Origin of the sequence: Jatrophihabitans sp. (assembly GCF_035474675.1) — a bacterium.
GTDB lineage: Bacteria > Actinomycetota > Actinomycetes > Mycobacteriales > Jatrophihabitantaceae > Jatrophihabitans_A.
Genome location: NZ_DATINC010000098.1, coordinates 28,269 through 45,380 on the forward strand (window position 1 = coordinate 28,269; position 17,112 = coordinate 45,380).

The window sequence follows — 17,112 nt, forward strand, 5'->3', positions numbered from 1 at the left end:
GTCGGTCGGGCACAAAGTAACCATGACCGCAACGCTCGAAGCCAGTTCGCTGCCGACCGCGCCCCGCTCGCTACCGCCCGCCGCGCCGGCCGGCGCCACCCCGGGCACCGTGCTGGGCGTGATCGCGGCCGGTGCGCTGGCCACCGTCGCGCTGTGGTGGCACGGTAGCGACTCCATCTCCGGCTTCGGCGACTGGTTGACCAACGCCGGCCGGGTCACCGGCCTGCTGGCCGGCTACGGGGTGGTGGTGCTGGTCGCCCTGATGGCCCGCCTGCCACCGCTGGAGCGCGGGATCGGTGCGGACCGGCTGGCCCGCTGGCACGCCCACGGTGGCCGCTACACCGTCAGCCTGGTCGTCGCGCACGGCCTGCTGATCATCTGGGGTTACGCGATCACCGCGCACACCAACGTGGTCAGCCAGACCGGCACGCTGCTGACCAGCTACCCGGACGTGCTGATGGCCACCGTCGCCGGCCTGCTGCTGGTCGGCGTGGGCGCGGCCTCGGCCCGGGCCGCGCGGCGCCGGATGCGCTACGAGACCTGGTACTACCTGCACTTCTACACCTACCTGGCCGTGGCGCTGGCCTTCAGCCACCAGTTCGCCACCGGCGCGGACTTTCTGTCCAACCGGCCGGCGCGCCTTGCCTGGTCGGCGATGTATGCCGCGGTGGCGGCCGCGATCGTCTGGTACCGCTGCGCGGTGCCGGTCCGGCAGGCGCTGCGGCACCGGCTGCGGGTGGCCGGGGTGTACCCCGAAGCACCCGGCGTGGTGTCGGTGGTGATCAGCGGCCGGCAGCTGGCGGAGCTGCGCGCCGAGTCGGGGCAGTTCTTCCGCTGGCGGTTCGCGACCCGCGAGCTGTGGTGGGCGGCCAATCCGTACTCGCTGTCGGCCGCCCCGCACTCCGACCTGCTGCGGATCACCGCCAAGGGCTTCGGCGAGCACAGCGCGGCCCTGGCCCGGCTGCGGCCCGGCACCAGGGTCTTCGCCGAAGGCCCGTACGGTGCCCTGACGGCCGGCCGGCGGACCCGCCGCAAGGTCCTGCTGATTGCCGGCGGGATCGGGATCACCCCGCTGCGCGCCCTGTTCGAGACGCTGCCGACCGGCCCGGACGAGCTCACCCTGGTCTACCGGGCCAGCCGGGACTCCGACGTGGTGTTCGGCGAGGAGCTCACTGCCCTGGCCCGGCAACGGGGCGCCCGGCTGCACGTGGTCACCGGCCGCCGCACCGAGCTCGGCTATGACCCGCTGTCGGCCGAGGCGCTCACCGCCAACCTCCCGGACCTGCCGGACTACGACGTCTACGTGTGCGGCCCGGCCCCGATGACCGAGGCCGTGCTGGCAGCGCTGCGTGCCGCGAAGGTGCCGCGCCGGCAGGTCCATTCCGAATCGTTCGAATTCTGATCCTCGCTTTCCTCCGCAACCATAAGGACTTCGAAGATGCGCCGAGTCGCTTTAGCTTTGTTCAGCACGGTCACCGGGCTGGTGATGCTGCTGAGCTTCAAGACGCACAGCAGCACCGCCACCGTGCCGGTCGCAACGGCACCCGTGGTTCCCGCCGGCACCTCCGCCGGGGACAGCGCGTCCTCGACCGGCGGCACCTCCTCGACCGGGACGGCCAGCGCGCCGTCCAGCGCCGCATCGAGCGCGGCCGCCTCAGGTACCAAGACGGTCACCGGGGACGCGGTCGACACCCGGTTCGGGCCGGTGCAGGTGCAGATCACCGTCACCAACGGCACGATCACCGCCGTCAACGCCGTCGAGTACCCGCAGAACAACCCGCGCGACCAGCAGATCAACGCCTACGCCATTCCGCAGCTGAACTCCGAGGCGCTGGCGGCCAAGAGCGCGAACATCGACATGGTCTCCGGCGCCACCTACACCAGCGACGGCTACCTCGACTCGCTGCAGAGCGCCCTGGACAAGGCGGGCCTATGACATGGGCACCGCCGAGCTGACCGTTCCCGCCGCCGGCACCGCCGAGGCGCCTCGCACCGTGCACGTCGAGCACTGCATGGGCACCGTCTTCACCCTCGACCTCCGCGACCCCGGCCGGTGGGACGCGGCGATCGCCGCCGCCGTCGGCTGGTTGCACCACGTCGACGCGGTGTTCAGCACCTACTCGGACGGCAGCGACATCAGCCGGATGCGGCGCGGCGAGCTGCGGCTGGCCGACGCGGACCCGGCCGTCGAGCAGGTGCTGGAACTGTGCGCCCAGGCCCAGGCCCGGACCGGCGGCGCGTTCACTGCCATGCCGCAGGGCCGGCTGGACCCGACCGGCCTGGTGAAGGGCTGGGCCGTCGAGCGGGCCAGCCGGCTGCTGACCGAGCACGGCGCGGTCAACCACGCCGTCAACGGCGGCGGCGATCTGCAGTTGGCCGGTTCCGCCGGACCGGACCGGCCCTGGGTGGTCGGCATCAGCGATCCAGCCGACCGCCGCCGGATCGCCGACACCGTCACCGGCCGCGACCTCGCGGTGGCCACCTCCGGAACCGCCGAGCGGGGAAAGCACATCCTCGACCCGCTGACCGGCCGGCCCGCCACCGGGCTAGCCAGCGCTACCGTGGTCGGCCCGTCGCTGACCTTCGCCGACGCCTACGCCACCGCGGCCTTCGTGCTGGGCCGCCACGCGCTCCGCTGGATCACGGAGATCGACGGCTATGAGGCGCTGCTGATCGGCAGCGACGGGACGGTCTCGACCAGCCGCGGCTGGCGCACCGAGTGGTGACCGGCCGGGTCAGGAGATGTCGTAGACCAGGTCGACCGCGACGGTGATCTCCTGCTGGCCGGGCTGCACCGGCACCGAGGCCGCCGACGCTCCGGCGGCCATCTTCCCCATGTCGTAGGCGATCGGGGAGCCGGCGTCCACCAGTTCGGTGAGGGAACGGATCGAGCCCAGCGACACCCCGGCCGCCTGGGCGAGCTGGCTGGCCTGCGCCCTGGCCTGGGCGACCGCCTGGGCCCGGGCCTGCGCCCGCAGCGCGGTGTCGTCGCCGATCGAGAACGAGATCTGCTGGATGCGCACGGCATTTCCGACCGAGCCGACGGCGGCGTCGAGCAGCGCGCCGGCCTTGCCCAGGTCGTGCAACGTCGCCTGCACCGTGTTGTCGACCTGGTAGCCGGTGATGGCTGTCGACTTGTCGTTGTAGGTGGGGTTGATGCTCAGCTGGCTGGTCCGCAGGTCCTTGTTCGCGACCCCGTTGCGGCGCAGCAGTTCCAGCAGGGCGTTCGCCTTGCTGTTGTTGGCGTCCAGCGCCGATCTGGCACTGGTCGCCTGGGTGGACACGCCGATCAGCACCGTCAGGGTGTCCGGCGTGCCGGTGGCCCGGCCCACCCCGCGGGTGGACAGGGTGTGCCCGTCCACCGTCGCGGCAGGTGCGGCGGCCAGCGGGCTCACCGCACTGACCGGCGCGGCGATGCCGGCCGCCATGCCGCTGGGCAGCGCGTCCAGCGCCACGCCGCTGCCGCCGATCACGGTCGGGGCGATGTTCGGCTCGTTCCGCGGTGCGATCTGCGGTGCGCCCAGGCTGGTGTGGGGCTTGTCGCCGCTGCAGCCGGTGAGCAGCAGCCCGGCGACGGCGACCGGAACGGCGGTACGGGTCAGGACCGTACGGGCAGCGACGGTGCGGGTGGACAGAAGCATGGCGACCCTCCAGGTGGGCGTGCTCGCGTTACCCAGCTAGATGAGGCCGGCCACCCGGAACGTTGCGTCGGGGTTCGGGACGCTATCCCCTCGTTATCCGCGCCAGGGCCGGGACCGCCGACCCTGATTCAGCCCTAACCCGGGCCGTGGGGACACGCCACGGCCCGGGCCAGGAGTGCCCCCGCTCAGTTCCGCACGCCGCGCCGGGTGCCGGTGCCGGCGGCAGCGACGAAACCCTCCGCTTGGGTGCTCTCGTCGGCGACCCGGACGCCGTAGTGGTAGGCCAGCTTGCCGCCGAGGGTGCCGGACATGCCCAGCGCGGCCAGGCTCAGCACCGACAGCACCAGCGGGCCGATCCCGACGCTGTCCCCGTCGGTGTAGCTGCCGTGCCGCCAGACGAAGTTGACCGCGTAGGCCACGACCACGGCGAGGTTGAGGCTCATGTGGATCAGAGCGGTGCGGAACGCCCGGGTGCCGCTGGGAATGGCGAGCAGGTCGAGGAAGCCGAACACCGCGGCGGCGAGCGCACCGAGGATGCCGATGGCGATCAGCCATTCCGAGCCCTCGGTCAGGAAGCCCGGCCGGTCGACGATGTGCGAGGCGATGTCGAAGACCAGCGAGCAGGTCCAGGCACCGATCGGAACGGTCACCAGGATCGGGTGGAACGGGTGGCCGTACGGGCCGGCGAGCACGGTGACGGGTTGCTTGGCGTTGTGTGTCGAGTCCATCGGAGGTCTCCCTGGCGAGAAGAATTTCTCTAACGAAGCTTGGCCTTATTCGGTTCCGCCGTCAAGTTTCGTTGCGAGTCCTGCCGAAGCTCCTGCTGGGGCAAGGCCGGTAGGCGTTATGGTGGCCCGATGAGCATCGCTGGCCGGCCCGCGGAGCAACCCGTCGAGACTGCCATCCGGGCGCTCGCCGCGCTCGAGGACCGGCTGCGGTACGGGATGTATGAGTTCATCCGCACCGCCCGGCGGCCGGTGACCCGGGAGCAGGCCGCCGAGGCGGTCGGCATCTCGCGCAAGCTCGCGGCCTTCCACCTGGACAAGCTGGTCGGGGCCGGCCTGCTGCGCTCGGACTACGAGCCGGTCGGCGGGCTGCGCAAGGTCGGCCGGACGCCGAAGGTGTACCAGCCGGTCGACCGCGACATCCGGGTCAGCATCCCCGAACGCCAGCCGGACGTGCTGGCGTCGATCCTCCTCGACGCGGTGCTCACCGAACGCGCCGGTGAGACCGCCCGGCAGGCCGCGATCCGGGCCGCGCAGGACCGTGGCCGGCAGGTCGCGGCCACCGAACGGGAGCAGCTGCGTCCCGGCCGGCTGGGCGCCGAGCGCGCCCTGACCCTGAGCGAGACGCTGCTGAAACGGCACGGCTACGAACCGGAGCGGGTCTCCTCCGGGTGCGTGGCGCTGCGCAACTGCCCGTTCCACCCGCTCGCCGAGCAGGCCCGGGAGCTGGTCTGCGGGCTCAACCACGCCTACCTGACCGGCTTCCTGGCCGGCCTGGACGCCCCGACGGTGCAGGCGGTGCTGCAGCCGAAGGCGGGGGAGTGTTGCGTGGAACTGCGCCTCGGCTCGTAGCACGGTTGCCTATCCTGACCGGATGGACCTGGAGTTCAGCGGCGAGCTGTGGTTCTGGCGTGGGCCGGCGCCGTGGCACTTCGTCACCGTGCCGGACGACAGGTGTACCGAGATCGAGGCGGCGTCCCGGGAGGTGTCCTACGGCTGGGGGATGATCCCGGTGACCGCCCACATCGGCGACACCGCGTGGACGACGTCGCTGTGGCCCAAGGACGGCCGCTACATCGTGCCGGTCAAGACCTGGGTGCGCGAGGCGGAAGGGCTCGAGCTGGGTGACACGGTGACGGTAGGGCTGGAGCTGGCGCCCCGCAGCGCCCGGCGCTGATCAGCCGGCCGGCAGCTCGCTGGGCGCCGGCCGTGCCGTACGTGCCTGCGCGGCCGACAGCAGGCCGTCCAGCCGGGCCTCCTCGAGATCGAGCAGCCGCTGCACCTCCCACATCACCGAGTCCTCCACCTCGCCGTCGGTGACCAGGCCGACGAGTTCCTGCCGCTTGCGGCGCAGCACGTCGAGCGCGAGCTGCATCCGCGCCACCTCCCGCGCGTCGTCGGTAGGGCCACCGGCGACCGCGTCGGCCAGGGTGCGGCGGACCTCCTCGCGCAGCAGCGGGTCGGCCTCGGTGAGGAACCACTCGTTCTCGAACGCGCGCAGAGTGCGCAGGGTCATCGCCCGGCGGGCCGCGGTGACGGCATCCTGCGCCGGTGCCGGCGGGAAGCTCGGCGAGGCCCAGCGCACCACCCGTCCCAGGGTCGAGCCCTGGATCAGCAGGGTGGTGGCGACCACCACGAAGGTGATCACCAGCAGGTCCTGCCGGCGCGGGAACGGGGCGCCGGCTGCCGCCAGCGGGACGGTGAGTGCCGCGGCGAGCGAGATGCCGCCGCGCAGCCCGGCCCAGCAGTTGACCACCCGGGCCCGGAACGGTGCTCGCAGGGTGCGCTGGACCGGCCGGCGGTCCAGGGTGCGGATCAACGCCGTCATGGTCATCGACCAGCAGAACCGGATCACCAGCACGGCAGCGGTGATCAGCAGCCCCTGGGCCACCAGGGTGGCGGCGTGCCGGGCGGTGACGCCGGTGACCAGGCCGCGCAGCTGCAGGCCGCTGAGCACGAACAGCGCGCCGGTGAGCAGGAAGGTGGTGGTCTCGTAGAAGGCGTGGGCGGGCAGCCGCATCTGCCCGGAGGTGATGCGCCGGGCGCCGCGGCTGCCGGCCAGGCCGCAGGTCACCACGGCGACCACCCCGGAGCCGTGCAGCGCCTCGGCCGGCACCGCGGCGAGCAGCGGCAGCGCCAGCGCGAAGGAGGCGTTGACCAGCGGGTCGGTGATCCGGCGCAGCACCAGCAGCATGAACAGCGTCACCGCCAGGCCGACCGCGATGCCGACCCCGTAAGACTCGGCCGACCGCCAGGCGATCGAGCCGGCGCTGAAGTGCTCGTGGTTGGCGGCCTGGATCGCCACCGCGAGCACCACCAGCGCGGTGCCGTCGTTGATCAGGCTCTCGGCGCGGAGCACGGTCGTCCACCGGGTCGGCAGGGCCCGGCCGAACGCGGCGACCGCACTGGCGTCGGTGGGCGCGAGCACCGCCCCGAGCGCCCAGGCGGCGGGCCAGGTGAAGCTAAGCCAGTGCGCGATCACCGCCACCCCGCCGGCGCTGGCGACCACCAGCAGCACGCCGTTGAGGAAGATCGGGCGCCAGTACCGACGGGCCCAGCTCACCGAGGTCTGGTAGCCCTCCCAGAACAGGATCACCGGCAGCACGACCAGCAGGATCAGCTCGGGGGAGACGGTGAGGCCCCTGGCCGCCGGCAGGGCGGTGAGCAGGCAGCCGAGCAGGAACTGCGTAGTGGGCACCGGCAGCCGGCTGACCCGGGCCACCCAGGGGGAGACCGCCACTCCGGTGATCACCACGACGAGCAGGACGTCGGTAGGCACGATTACTCCCTCAGACGTTGCGGTTTACCGGTATATCCTCACCCGGCCCGCCAGGGCGGTGGGTTGGCGGAGATGACCTCTTCGGTGAGCAGAGCGCTCGCGAAGTCCGCCCGGGCCCGGGCCAGCACGTCGGGGTCCGGCTGCGCCGCGCCGTACCAGGGCGTCAGGTCGGCGGCCTGGACCAGGAACCTGCCCTCGCCCAGCTCGGTCACCTCCCAGCCGGACAGGTCGCGGGCCCGGTCCAGGTGCGCGGTACGCAGCACCTGAATGCCGTGCGCGTCCGGCAGGTAACGGTCGAGCAGGTGCGTGTTGTACCGGACGTGGTACTCCTCGATGCCGGGCAGTGGCTGAACGGTGGCCATCGAATCGATCCCCACCGAGGCGCGAATGCCCATCCGGATGAAGCCGAGGTCGACCTCGGCCGGCAGCGCGGTCAACGCGGCCCGCAGCCGGTCGACCTGCGCCTGCCAGCCGCCGGTTCCGCCGATGTCCTGGAACAGGCTGGTACCCCCGACGTCGAAGGCGACGTTGGTTGCCTGCTGCCCGGCGTCGTCGACGAACTCCAGGCCCGCCATGCCGGTTTCGAACAGCGAGCGGGCCAACGGACCGCTGGCGTCGTCGAGGTTCACCGCGGCTCGGTAGACGTTGTACCGCAGCCGCAGCTCGGCACCCGGCAGCCGGGCCCACCGATCGGCGAGTGCGGCGATCCGGTAGGTGGCTTCGGCGGGCACGTGCCAGTGCGAGGAGCGGTACGGGTCAGCCGCCTCGGCCGCCCGGTCCACCGACCAGGCGAGGAAAGCCGTGGGCACCGGCGGCTGGGCGCCGGACAGCCAGTCCGGGTAGCGCACCGGGGGCGTGGGCTGCAGCTTTCCGGAAAGTCCCCGCCGTTCGAGCCGTCCGGCGAACTCGGAGATCCAGCGCCGCAGTTCCTCCCGGTCGGCGCAGTGCGTGAGCAGCACGACGAAGCCGGCCGGAGCGGAGCTCGGCGCTTCGGCCCAGACACTCTCCACGCCGTCGGCCTCGGCCTCGTCGTTCAGCTCGGCCGCCGCCGACGCGAAGTCCTCGAGAGTGCCGTCGCCGGTGCGCAGCTGCAACCACATGTCGGCGCCGCCGTATCGTTTCCACGCCTTCTCTATCGAAGCCAGCTGGATCTCGACTGCTGGACCGCTGGGCATGCGTTCTGTCCTCCTCTGCCGGCGAGCTGTGCCCACGGTAGCCATCGGGTGCCGGAACAGCGGCCGGGCATGGTCCGGAGCCCGGCCGCCGTACTCAGCTGGTCTTGAAGCTCAGCTGGTAGCTGCCGGTGTACTCGTACTGGGGTTTGGCCACCAGCCGGTAGTTGCCGGCGGCGAGGTTGGTGAACACCTTTGCCGGGCAGGACGAACCGGAGCTGATCGTGGTGTTGCTGCCGTCGTCCTTGACCAGCCGCCAGGACAGGTACCCATTGGTGGAACCGGTGCCCGAGCAGCTGCCGGTGAGCGTCACCGACCCGAGCGCTGCCAGGGTGAACCGGTAGTCGTCCTGGGCCGCCTTGTTCTCCAACCTGCCGGCACCGGCTGCCGGTACCCCGTCGGAGACCGGCACCGGGGTGGTGGTCAGGGTGCCGAGGTCGAAGGTCTGGGGAACGGCAACGGTGAGTTGCACGGTGTACTTGCCCGCGGTCGCGATGCTGGTGCGCGAACCGAGCAGCAACCGGTAGTCGCCAGCCGCCAGGCCCTCCACCCGGTAGTTGCCGCTGGCTGAGACGACCGAGGAGCCGTCGGCCCGCAGCAACTGCCACCCCGGGCTGGTCGCCGAGCCCGCGAAGTCCAGGAACAGCGTCTGGGCCGCGTCCAGGGTGAACCGCAGCTCGTCCTGCGACACCTTGGTCTCCAGGTTCCCGGCACCGGCGCTCGGCACGCCGTCGGAGACGGTGAGGCCAATGCCGGGCAGGGTGCCCAGGGCGAAGGTCTGCACGTCGGGTACCACCATGAAGTCCAGGGTGTAGAAGCCGGTGTACTCGTACTGCGGCTTGACGGTGAGCAGGTAGTTGCCCGCCACCAGGTTGGCGAACACCTTTGCCGGGCAGGACGAACCGGAGGTGATCGTGGTGTTGCTGCCGTCGTCCTTGACCAGTCGCCAGGCCAGGTAGCCGTTGGTGGAACCGGTGCCCGAACAGTTCCCGAGCAGCATCACCGACTGCGCCGCTGCCAGGCTGAACCGGTAGTCGTCCTCGGACGGCTTGACCTCCAGGCGTCCGGCGCCAGTCCCTGGCACCCCGTCCGACACCGACACCACCGACGTGCCCAGCACTCCGAGGTCGAAGGCCTGCACCGGGGCGGGCGTCAACTTCAGGGCGTACTTGCCAGGGGTGCCGATGCTGGTGCGGGTGCCGAGCAGCAACCGGTAGTCACCAACCGCCAGGCCCTCGACCCGGTAGTTGCCGCTGGTGGACACCACCGAGGAACCGTCGGCCCGCAATAGCTGCCACCCCGGGCTGGTCGCCGAGCCCGCGAAGTCCAGGAACAGCGTCTGGGCCGCGTCCAGGCTGAACCGCAGCTCGTCCTGCGACACCTTGGTCTCCAGATTGCCGGCACCGGCGCTCGGCACGCCGTCCGACACCGTCACACCAGCACCCGGCAGGGTGCCGAGCGCGAAGGTCTGGACGTCGGGTACCACCATGAAGTCCAGGGCGTAGAAGCCGGTGTACTCGTACTGGGGCTTGACGGTGAGCAGGTAGTTGCCTGCCGCCAGGTTGGCGAACACCTTTGCCGGGCAGGACGAACCGGAGCTGATCGTGGTGTTGCTGCCGTCGTCCTTGACCAGCCGCCAGGCCAGGTAGCCGTTGGTGGAACCGGTGCCCGAGCAGGTGCCGGTAAGGGCCACCGATCCGGCCGCCGGCAGGGTGAACCGGTAGTCGTCTTCGGACGGCTTGACCTCCAGGCGTCCGGCGCCGGCCCCCGGTACCCCGTCCGAGACCGGCACCGGGGTGGTGGTCAGGACGCCGAGGTCGAAGGACTGCGGGACGGCGGAGCTGAGCTTGACGGTGTACTTGCCCGGCGTGCCGATGCTGGTCCGGGTGCCGAGCAGCAGCCGGTAGTCACCGGCCGGCAAGCCCTCCACCCGGTAGTTGCCGCTGGTCGACACCACCGAGGAACCGTCGGCCCGCAGCAACTGCCACCCCGGACTGGTCGGTGAACCGGCGAAGTCCAGGAACAGCGTCTGGACGGCGTCCAGGCTGAACCGAAGCTCGTCCTGCGACACCTTGGTCTCCAGGTTCCCTGCACCGGCGCTCGGCACCCCGTCGGAAACGGCAACCCCCGCCGAGGGAATCGTGCCGAGGGTGAAAACCTGCACGTCGGGTGCCACCATGAAGTCCAGCCGGTAGCTGCCGGTGTACTCGTACTGGGGCTTGACGGTGACCAGATAGTTGCCCGCCGCCAGGTTGGTGAACACCTTTGCCGGGCAGGACGAACCCGAGGTGACCGTGGTGTACGACCCGTCGTCCTTGACCAGCCGCCAGGCCAGGTAGCCGTTGGTGGAACCGGTGCCCGAACAGGTGCCGGTGAGGGCCACCGACCCGGCCGCCGGCAGGGTGAACCGGTAGTCGTCCTCGGCCGCCTTGCTCTCCAACCGGCCGGCACCGGTCCCCGGCACCCCGTCCGAGATCGAGACCTGGGTGGTGGTCAGCACGCCGAGATCGAAGGTCTGCAGCACCGCCGGGGTGAGGGTCAGGCTGTACTTGCCGGCGGTGCCGATGCTGGTGCGCGAGCCGAGCAGCAGCCGGTAGTCGCCAACCGCCAGGGCGTCGACGCGGTAGCTGCCGCTGGTCGACACCACCGAGGAACCGTCGGCCCGCAGCAACTGCCACCCCGGGCTGGTCGCCGAACCGGCGAAGTCCAGGAACAATGCCTGGGCCGCGTCCAGGCTGAACCGCAGCTCGTCCTGCGACACCTTGGTCTCCAGGTTCCCGGCACCGGCACCCGGTACGCCGTCGGAGACGGCGACACCCGCGACGGGGATCGTGCCCAGGGTAAAGATCTGAGCGTCGGGCACCAGCATGAAGTCCAGCCGGTAGGAGCCGGTGTACTCGTACTGCGGCTTGACCACCAGCCGGTAGTTGCCGGCAGGAACATTGCTGATCACCTGGTTGGGACAGGAGGAACCGGACCCGACCGAGGCGTTGCTGCCGTCGTCCTTGACCAGCCGCCAGGACAGGTAGCCACTGGTGGAACCGGTGCCCGAGCAGGTGCCGGTGAGCATGACCGATCCGGCCGCCGGCAGGGTGAACCGGTAGTCGTCCTCGGATGCTTTGCTCTCCAGCCGGCCGGCACCGGCCCCCGGTATCCCGTCGGAGACGGAGACCTGGGTGGTAGTCAGGGTGCCGAGGTCGAAGGCCTGGGGAACGGCAACGACGAGCTTGACGCTGTACTTGCCGGCGGTGCCGATCCCGGTGCGGGTACCCAGCAGCAGCCGGTAGTCCCCGGCCGGCAGCGCGTCGACGCGGTAGCTGCCGCTGGTCGAGACCACCGAGGAACCGTCGGCGCGCAGCAACTGCCACCCCGGGCTGGTCGGCGAGCCGGCGAAGTCCAGGAACAGCGCTTGCGTGGCGTCCAGGGTGAACCGCAGCTCATCCTGCGACACCTTGGTCTCCAGGTTCCCGGCACCGGCACCGGGCGCCCCGTCGGAGACGGTGACCCCTGCCGAAGGAATCGCGCCGAGGGTATAGACCTGCACGTCGGGCACCAGCATGAAGTCCAGCCGGTAGGAGCCGGTGTACTCGTACTGTGGCTTGACCACCAGCCGGTAGTTGCCGGCGGCCAGGTTGCTGATCACCTGGTTGGGACAGGACGAACCGGACCCGACCGAGGTGTTGCTGCCGTCGTCCTTGACCACCCGCCACGACAGGTAACCCGACGTGGAACCGGAGCCCGAGCAGGACCCGGTGAGCATGACCGATCCGGGCGTCGGCAGCGTGAACCGGTAGTCGTCCTCGGACGCCTTGCTTTCCAGCCGGCCGGCGCCGGCGGCCGGTACGCCGTCCGACACCGACGTCACGGACGAGCCCAACGCTGCGAGGTCGAAGGTTTGCAGTACCGCTGAGGTGAACGCGACGGTGTACTTGCCCGCGGTGGCGATGCTGGTGCGCGAGCCGAGCAGCAGCCGGTAGTCGCCGGCCGGCAGGGCGTCGATCCGGTAGCTGCCGCTGGTCGAGACCACCGAGGAGCCGTCGGCGCGCAGCAGCTGCCACCCCGGACTGGTCGCCGAGCCGGCGAAGTCCAGGAACAGCGCTTGCGTGACATCCAGGGTGAACCGCAGCTCATCCTGCGACACTTTGGTCTCCAGGTTTCCCGCACCGGCACCGGGCACGCCGTCGGTGACGATGAGGCCGGTGCCGGGCAGGGTGCCGAGCGAGAAGACCTGGGCGTCCGGCACCAGCATGAAGTCCAGCCGGTAGCTGCCGGTGTACTCGTACTGCGGCTTGACCACCAGCCGGTAGTCGCCGGCCGCCAGGTTGGCGAACACCTTCACCGGGCAGGACGAACCGGAGGAGATCGTGGTGTTGGTGCCGTCATCCTTGACCAGCCGCCACGACAGGTAACCCGACGTCGCACCGGTACCCGAGCAGGACCCGTTCACCATCACCGACCCGGCCGCCGCGAGGGTGAACCGGTAGTCGTCCTCGGATGCTTTAGCCTCCAGACGCCCGGCACCAGCCGCCGGTATCCCGTCGGAGACGGAGATCTGGGTAGTGGCCAGGGTGCCGAGGTCGAAGGCCTGGGGAACGGCAACGGTGAGCTGGACGGTGTACTTGCCCGCGGTGGCGATGCTGGTGCGCGAGCCGACCAGCAGCCGGTAGTCGCCGGCCGGCAGGGCGTCGATGCGGTAGCTGCCGCTGGTGGAGACAACCGAGGAGCCGTCCGCGCGCAGCAACTGCCACCCCGGGCTGGTCGGCGAGCCGGCGAAGTCCAGGAACAGGGCCTGGGCCGCATCCAGGGTGAACCGCAACTCGTCCTGCGACACCTTGGTCTCCAGGTTCCCGGCACCCGCTGCCGGCACCCCGTCCGAGACCGTCACGCCGGTACCGGTCAGGGTGCCGAGCGGGAAGACCTGGGCGTCCGGGACCAGCATGAAGTCCAGGGCGTAGGAGCCGGTGTACTCGTACTGCGGCTTGACCACCAGCCGGTAGTCGCCGGCTGCCAGGTTGGCGAACACCTTCGCCGGGCAGGACGAACCGGAGCTGACCGTGGTGTTGCTCCCGTCGTCCTTGGCCAGCCGCCACGACAGGTAACCCGACGTGGAACCGGTACCCGAGCACGTTCCGGTAAGGCTCGCCGAGCCGGCCGCCGGCAGGCTGAACCGGTAGTCGTCCTCGGCCGCCTTGCTCTCCAACCGGCCGGCACCGGTCCCCGGCACTCCGTCCGAGATCGAGACCGGAGTGGTGGTCAGGACGCCGATGTCGAAGGACTGCGGAACAGCGGAGCTGAGCTTGACGGTGTACTTGCCGGTGCTACCGATGCTGGTCCGCGAGCCGACCAGCAGTCGGTAGTCACCGGCCGGCAGGGCGTCGATGCGGTAGTTGCCGCTGGTGGAGACCACCGAGGAGCCGTCGGCGCGCAGCAGCTGCCAAGCGGGGGTGATAGCCGAGCCGGCGAAGTCCAAGAACAGGGCCTGGGCCGCATCCAGGGTGAACCGCAGCTCGTCCTGCGACACCTTGGTTTCCAGGTTCCCGGCACCGGCACCGGGCACACCGTCAGAGACGGTGATCCCCGCTGGGGGAATCGAGCCGAGCGGAAAGACCTGGGCGTCCGGCACCAGCAGGAAGTCCACGGCATAGCTGCCGGTGTACTCGGCCTGCGGCTTGACCACCAGCCGGTAGTCGCCCGCCGCCAGGCCGGTGAGCACCCGGGCCGGGCAGGACGTCCCGGAGCTGACCGTGGTGTTGCTCCCGTCGTCCTTGACCAGCCGCCAGGACAGGTAACCCGACGTGGAACCGGTACCCGAGCACGTTCCGATGAGGGCTACCGAGCCGGCCGCCGGCAGGCCGAACCGGTAGTCGTCCTCGGATGCCTTGGTCTCCAGCCGGCCGGCACCGGACGCTGGCACCCCGTCCGACACCGGCACCGCCGACGAGCCCAGTGCGCCGAGATCGAAGACCTGCGGGTCCGGCTTCACGAACAGGGCGAAGCTGTAGTTGCCGGTCTGGGCGGCCTGGACCTCCACCCGGTAGGAGCCCGCGGGTACCACCGCGGTGGTGAAGTCGCCGCACGAGGTGGTCAGCGTGGTCCGGACGCCGGTGGTGGTCTCGGTCAGCACCGCGCTGAGCGCGCTGAGGCAGGCCTGGGCGTCGAAGGCCAGCGCCGCCGGGGCCGCCAGGCTGAAGCGGTACTCGTCCTGCGCGCCCGCCGTCTCCAGCGTGCCGGCGCCCTGCTCGATCGCGGCCTGGACGGACGGCACGGTCAGCGGCAGCGCCACGTCGAAGGTGTTGGCCGGTGGCACTTCCAGCGTCATCTTGATGTTGTCGATGCCCAGCGAGGTGTTGAGGACGCCGCGGAAGTACTTCGGCACGAATTCCAGGTTGGCCGAGGACGCCGAGTGCGACAGGGTGACGTCGAGGGCGAACTTGCTGTACGCGATGCCGTTGACGGTGGTGTTCACGCCCACCCGTTCGATGCTGCCGGTGAGCCCGCCGGACAGCGTCGGACCGTCCGCGCCCTCGAAGTTGACCTGGCCGGCGGGCGTGCCGTCGAGGATCAGCGAGACGGTCTGGGGAACGCTGTCGCTGCCGATGTTGCCGTAGGCGTAGAGGTCGGCGCGCAACCGGATCGACTTGTGCCGGGTGACCGACCGGGCCGTCATCCGGTAGCCCGGGGTGTCGAAGAGCGGGCCGGCCACCCGGGTGGTCGACGGGTCGGAGGTGTAGCGCGGGGCCACGAAGTTGGCGCCGACCGCGCCTTCGAAGTCCTCGGCGAGGTTGCCGGTGTCGTCGAAGAAGTGCGAGGCCGAGTCGACCAGCACCTGGGTGACCTCGGCGGCAGCCTGGGCATAGGTGTCGTCGCCGGTGGTGACGACGTCGAACACGCAATCTTCGAACTGCGGGCCCGGCGAGACCCCGGCCAGCTGGCAGGTCTCGGTGGCCACGGCGATCTCGGCCTCGGTGAAGTCCCCGAGGGTGATCACCCGCGCGGGGAAGGCGCGATCGGTGAAGGTCGCGGTCGTCTGGCCGGCGCCGTAGGAGAACCGCGAGTCGTCATCGGTGATCCGCCACGAGTCGGCGAACCGCCCGTGCAGGACGGTGTCGGAGGTGTTCGCGGGCAGCGGGGTGCCGTCGCGCAGCTCCAGGTCGTCGGCGGGGTTGCCGTTGGAGTTGCCGAGCAGGCCACGGGTCCGCATCGTCTTGGGGACGTGCAGGCCGACGTTCGACCCGCTCCACATCAGTGAGAGCCGGTCGCCGTATCCCGGCCAGAGCACCGAGTAGAACCGGCCGGTGTGCAGCACGGCGGCACCGTCGCCGAGGTCGTAGGAGGTGCCGCCGCTCAGCGAGGTCGGCACACCGTTGATCTTGAGCGTGCCGTTGCCGAGCTCGACCCAGGTGTCGTTGATCTCGAACGCGACCGTGTTGAACAGCGACACGTTCGGCCCGCTCGGGGTGAACCGGGCCTGGATGTCGATGCCCTCGTCAGGGACCTCCAGCAGGTGGAACTCGCCGACCGACTGCAGGTCGTAGGTGAACCGGTCCGGGGTGGCCAGGTGCGGGTCGCCGAAGATGTTCCAGCCGATCAACGCCGCCAGCCCGGCTACCGTGATCAGAATGAGGGTGCCGATCGTGGCGGCGCCCGTCTCGACCGCCGCGATCCCGAGTGCGGCCAGGCAGCCGCCCGCTATGCAGGCCCCGGCGAGCGCCACCAGGATCGCCGCCGCTCCGACCGCGACCGCGACCTTCACCAGCGGCTCGGACACCGTCGGCGCGTCGGGGATCGGCAGGTCGTCCAGTTCCGGGTGGTCCTTGATGAAGTCTTCCCAGAAGTCGTCCTTGCCGTTGCCGTCGTCGTCAGCGCCCGGGTGCCGGTAGACCGGCGGCACCAGCACCGGAGGACCCGTCGGAGTCGAGGTGGGCTCTGCCGTGGGAGCCGAGGTGGACGCGGTGGCCGACGGGCTGGCCGCGGTGGGAACCGGGGTCGGGTCGTCCTGGCACTTGCGGGTCGTCTTCGTCGGGTCGGACACCAGCAGCACACCCAGGCGTCCGGTCGGGCCGGCGGTGTAGTTGTAGACCACCTCGGTGTCGTTGGTGGGCGAGCATTCGCGCACCAGGATACGGAACTTGTCGGAGTAGCCGGCCAGGTTGTACCTGACCAGCGGCCGGTTCGTCGGCCCGGTCGGGAAGTCGCGCTGGTAGCGGATCAGCTGGGCCTCGGCGTCGGCGTCACCGACACCACCCAGGGAGTTCTTGACCTCGATCGCCTGCATCGGGCTGCCGGGGCTGGTCCGGTCGTACATCAGGATGTCGACCCGGCCGCCGGTCGCCGCACCGGCCGGCTTGGGGTAGGAGACCTCCCACTGCAGGTTGGCGGTGACCGAGCCGAGCGGTGCCGAGTCGCCGAACACCGACTGGGAGTTGAACCGGACGATGGCCCGGGTCTGGGCGATCGCCTCGGCCTGGATGGTCGTCAGGCCCTTGCACTCGCCGAGCCGGTAGAGCTGGTCGGGGGTCAGGGCACGGGTGTCGAAGCACTCGGGTCTGAGAAAACCCCGGGTCGAGCGCATCATCTCCGCCACGCACCGGGACGCCCTGCCCAGGCTCTGGTCGGAGCTGTTCGGAGGGCAGTCGGTGGCCGCGGACGTGCTGGCGCCGGCCACCACCGGGGTGGTAGCCCGTGCCGGTGTCAGCTGGCAGGCCGCTACCGGCACCGCGACGGTGAGGAACAGAATGACCGCGGATCGGCACAGGCGCCGGACTGCGAGCAGGTGTGCGGAGGAGTTCACGGGC

10 protein-coding genes are annotated in these 17,112 nt (G+C 70.8%); 5 read left to right on the plus strand and 5 right to left on the minus strand.

Translation table 11 applies throughout. The features are described 5' to 3' along the window. Window positions 1-22: 22 nt before the first annotated feature. From VLJ82_RS11950 to VLJ82_RS11960, 3 genes are read left to right on the plus strand one after another with little or no spacing between them, the layout of a single operon-like run. The gene (locus VLJ82_RS11950) at window positions 23-1,402 is read left to right on the plus strand and encodes a ferredoxin reductase family protein (RefSeq protein WP_408663578.1); all 1,380 of its coding nucleotides are present in this window, start codon (window positions 23-25) and stop codon (window positions 1,400-1,402) included. Between the two features lie 36 nt (window positions 1,403-1,438). After that, window positions 1,439-1,936, plus strand: a complete 498-nt coding sequence (locus tag VLJ82_RS11955) for an FMN-binding protein (protein ID WP_408663579.1) — start codon at window positions 1,439-1,441, stop codon at window positions 1,934-1,936. A 1-nt stretch (window position 1,937) separates the two neighbouring features. After that, on the plus strand, window positions 1,938-2,726 hold the full coding sequence (locus VLJ82_RS11960) for an FAD:protein FMN transferase (RefSeq protein WP_408663580.1): 789 nt from the start codon (window positions 1,938-1,940) through the stop codon (window positions 2,724-2,726). Between the two features lie 9 nt (window positions 2,727-2,735). Here VLJ82_RS11960 and VLJ82_RS11965 read toward each other — a convergent pair whose 3' ends face one another. Then, a complete protein-coding gene (locus tag VLJ82_RS11965) occupies window positions 2,736-3,641 on the minus strand; it encodes an SIMPL domain-containing protein (RefSeq protein WP_408663581.1) in 906 nt (301 codons plus the stop codon). 185 nt (window positions 3,642-3,826) lie between these two features. Continuing rightward, the gene (locus tag VLJ82_RS11970) at window positions 3,827-4,369 is read right to left on the minus strand and encodes a DUF2231 domain-containing protein (RefSeq protein ID WP_408663582.1); all 543 of its coding nucleotides are present in this window, start codon (window positions 4,367-4,369) and stop codon (window positions 3,827-3,829) included. 129 nt (window positions 4,370-4,498) lie between these two features. Between VLJ82_RS11970 and VLJ82_RS11975 the strand changes: the two genes are divergently transcribed. Beyond that, the gene (locus tag VLJ82_RS11975; RefSeq protein WP_408663583.1) at window positions 4,499-5,218 is read left to right on the plus strand and encodes a helix-turn-helix transcriptional regulator; all 720 of its coding nucleotides are present in this window, start codon (window positions 4,499-4,501) and stop codon (window positions 5,216-5,218) included. A 22-nt stretch (window positions 5,219-5,240) separates the two neighbouring features. Continuing rightward, window positions 5,241-5,543, plus strand: a complete 303-nt coding sequence (locus VLJ82_RS11980) for a DUF1905 domain-containing protein (protein ID WP_408663584.1) — start codon at window positions 5,241-5,243, stop codon at window positions 5,541-5,543. Here VLJ82_RS11980 and VLJ82_RS11985 read toward each other — a convergent pair whose 3' ends face one another. From VLJ82_RS11985 to VLJ82_RS11995, 3 genes are all read right to left on the minus strand, one after another. Beyond that, window positions 5,544-7,145 (minus strand): cation:proton antiporter, encoded by a 1,602-nt coding sequence (locus VLJ82_RS11985; protein ID WP_408663585.1) that lies wholly within the window; start codon window positions 7,143-7,145, stop codon window positions 5,544-5,546. A 38-nt stretch (window positions 7,146-7,183) separates the two neighbouring features. Beyond that, on the minus strand, window positions 7,184-8,320 hold the full coding sequence (locus VLJ82_RS11990; protein ID WP_408663586.1) for a hypothetical protein: 1,137 nt from the start codon (window positions 8,318-8,320) through the stop codon (window positions 7,184-7,186). A gap of 94 nt (window positions 8,321-8,414) precedes the next feature. After that, entirely contained in the window at window positions 8,415-17,108 is an 8,694-nt protein-coding gene (locus tag VLJ82_RS11995; protein ID WP_408663587.1) for a VWD domain-containing protein, read from the minus strand. Window positions 17,109-17,112: the final 4 nt, after the last annotated feature.

What these genes read in the sequence shown, in the direction of transcription:
- VLJ82_RS11990 (WP_408663586.1), bottom strand. Translation starts at nt 8,320, where the DNA reads ATGCCCAGCGGTCCAGCAGTCGAGATCCAGCTGGCTTCGATAGAGAAG.
- VLJ82_RS11970 (WP_408663582.1), bottom strand. Translation starts at nt 4,369, where the DNA reads ATGGACTCGACACACAACGCCAAGCAACCCGTCACCGTGCTCGCCGGC.
- VLJ82_RS11955 (WP_408663579.1), top strand. Translation starts at nt 1,439, where the DNA reads ATGCGCCGAGTCGCTTTAGCTTTGTTCAGCACGGTCACCGGGCTGGTG.
- VLJ82_RS11960 (WP_408663580.1), top strand. Translation starts at nt 1,938, where the DNA reads ATGGGCACCGCCGAGCTGACCGTTCCCGCCGCCGGCACCGCCGAGGCG.
- VLJ82_RS11965 (WP_408663581.1), bottom strand. Translation starts at nt 3,641, where the DNA reads ATGCTTCTGTCCACCCGCACCGTCGCTGCCCGTACGGTCCTGACCCGT.
- VLJ82_RS11980 (WP_408663584.1), top strand. Translation starts at nt 5,241, where the DNA reads ATGGACCTGGAGTTCAGCGGCGAGCTGTGGTTCTGGCGTGGGCCGGCG.
- VLJ82_RS11950 (WP_408663578.1), top strand. Translation starts at nt 23, where the DNA reads ATGACCGCAACGCTCGAAGCCAGTTCGCTGCCGACCGCGCCCCGCTCG.
- VLJ82_RS11975 (WP_408663583.1), top strand. Translation starts at nt 4,499, where the DNA reads ATGAGCATCGCTGGCCGGCCCGCGGAGCAACCCGTCGAGACTGCCATC.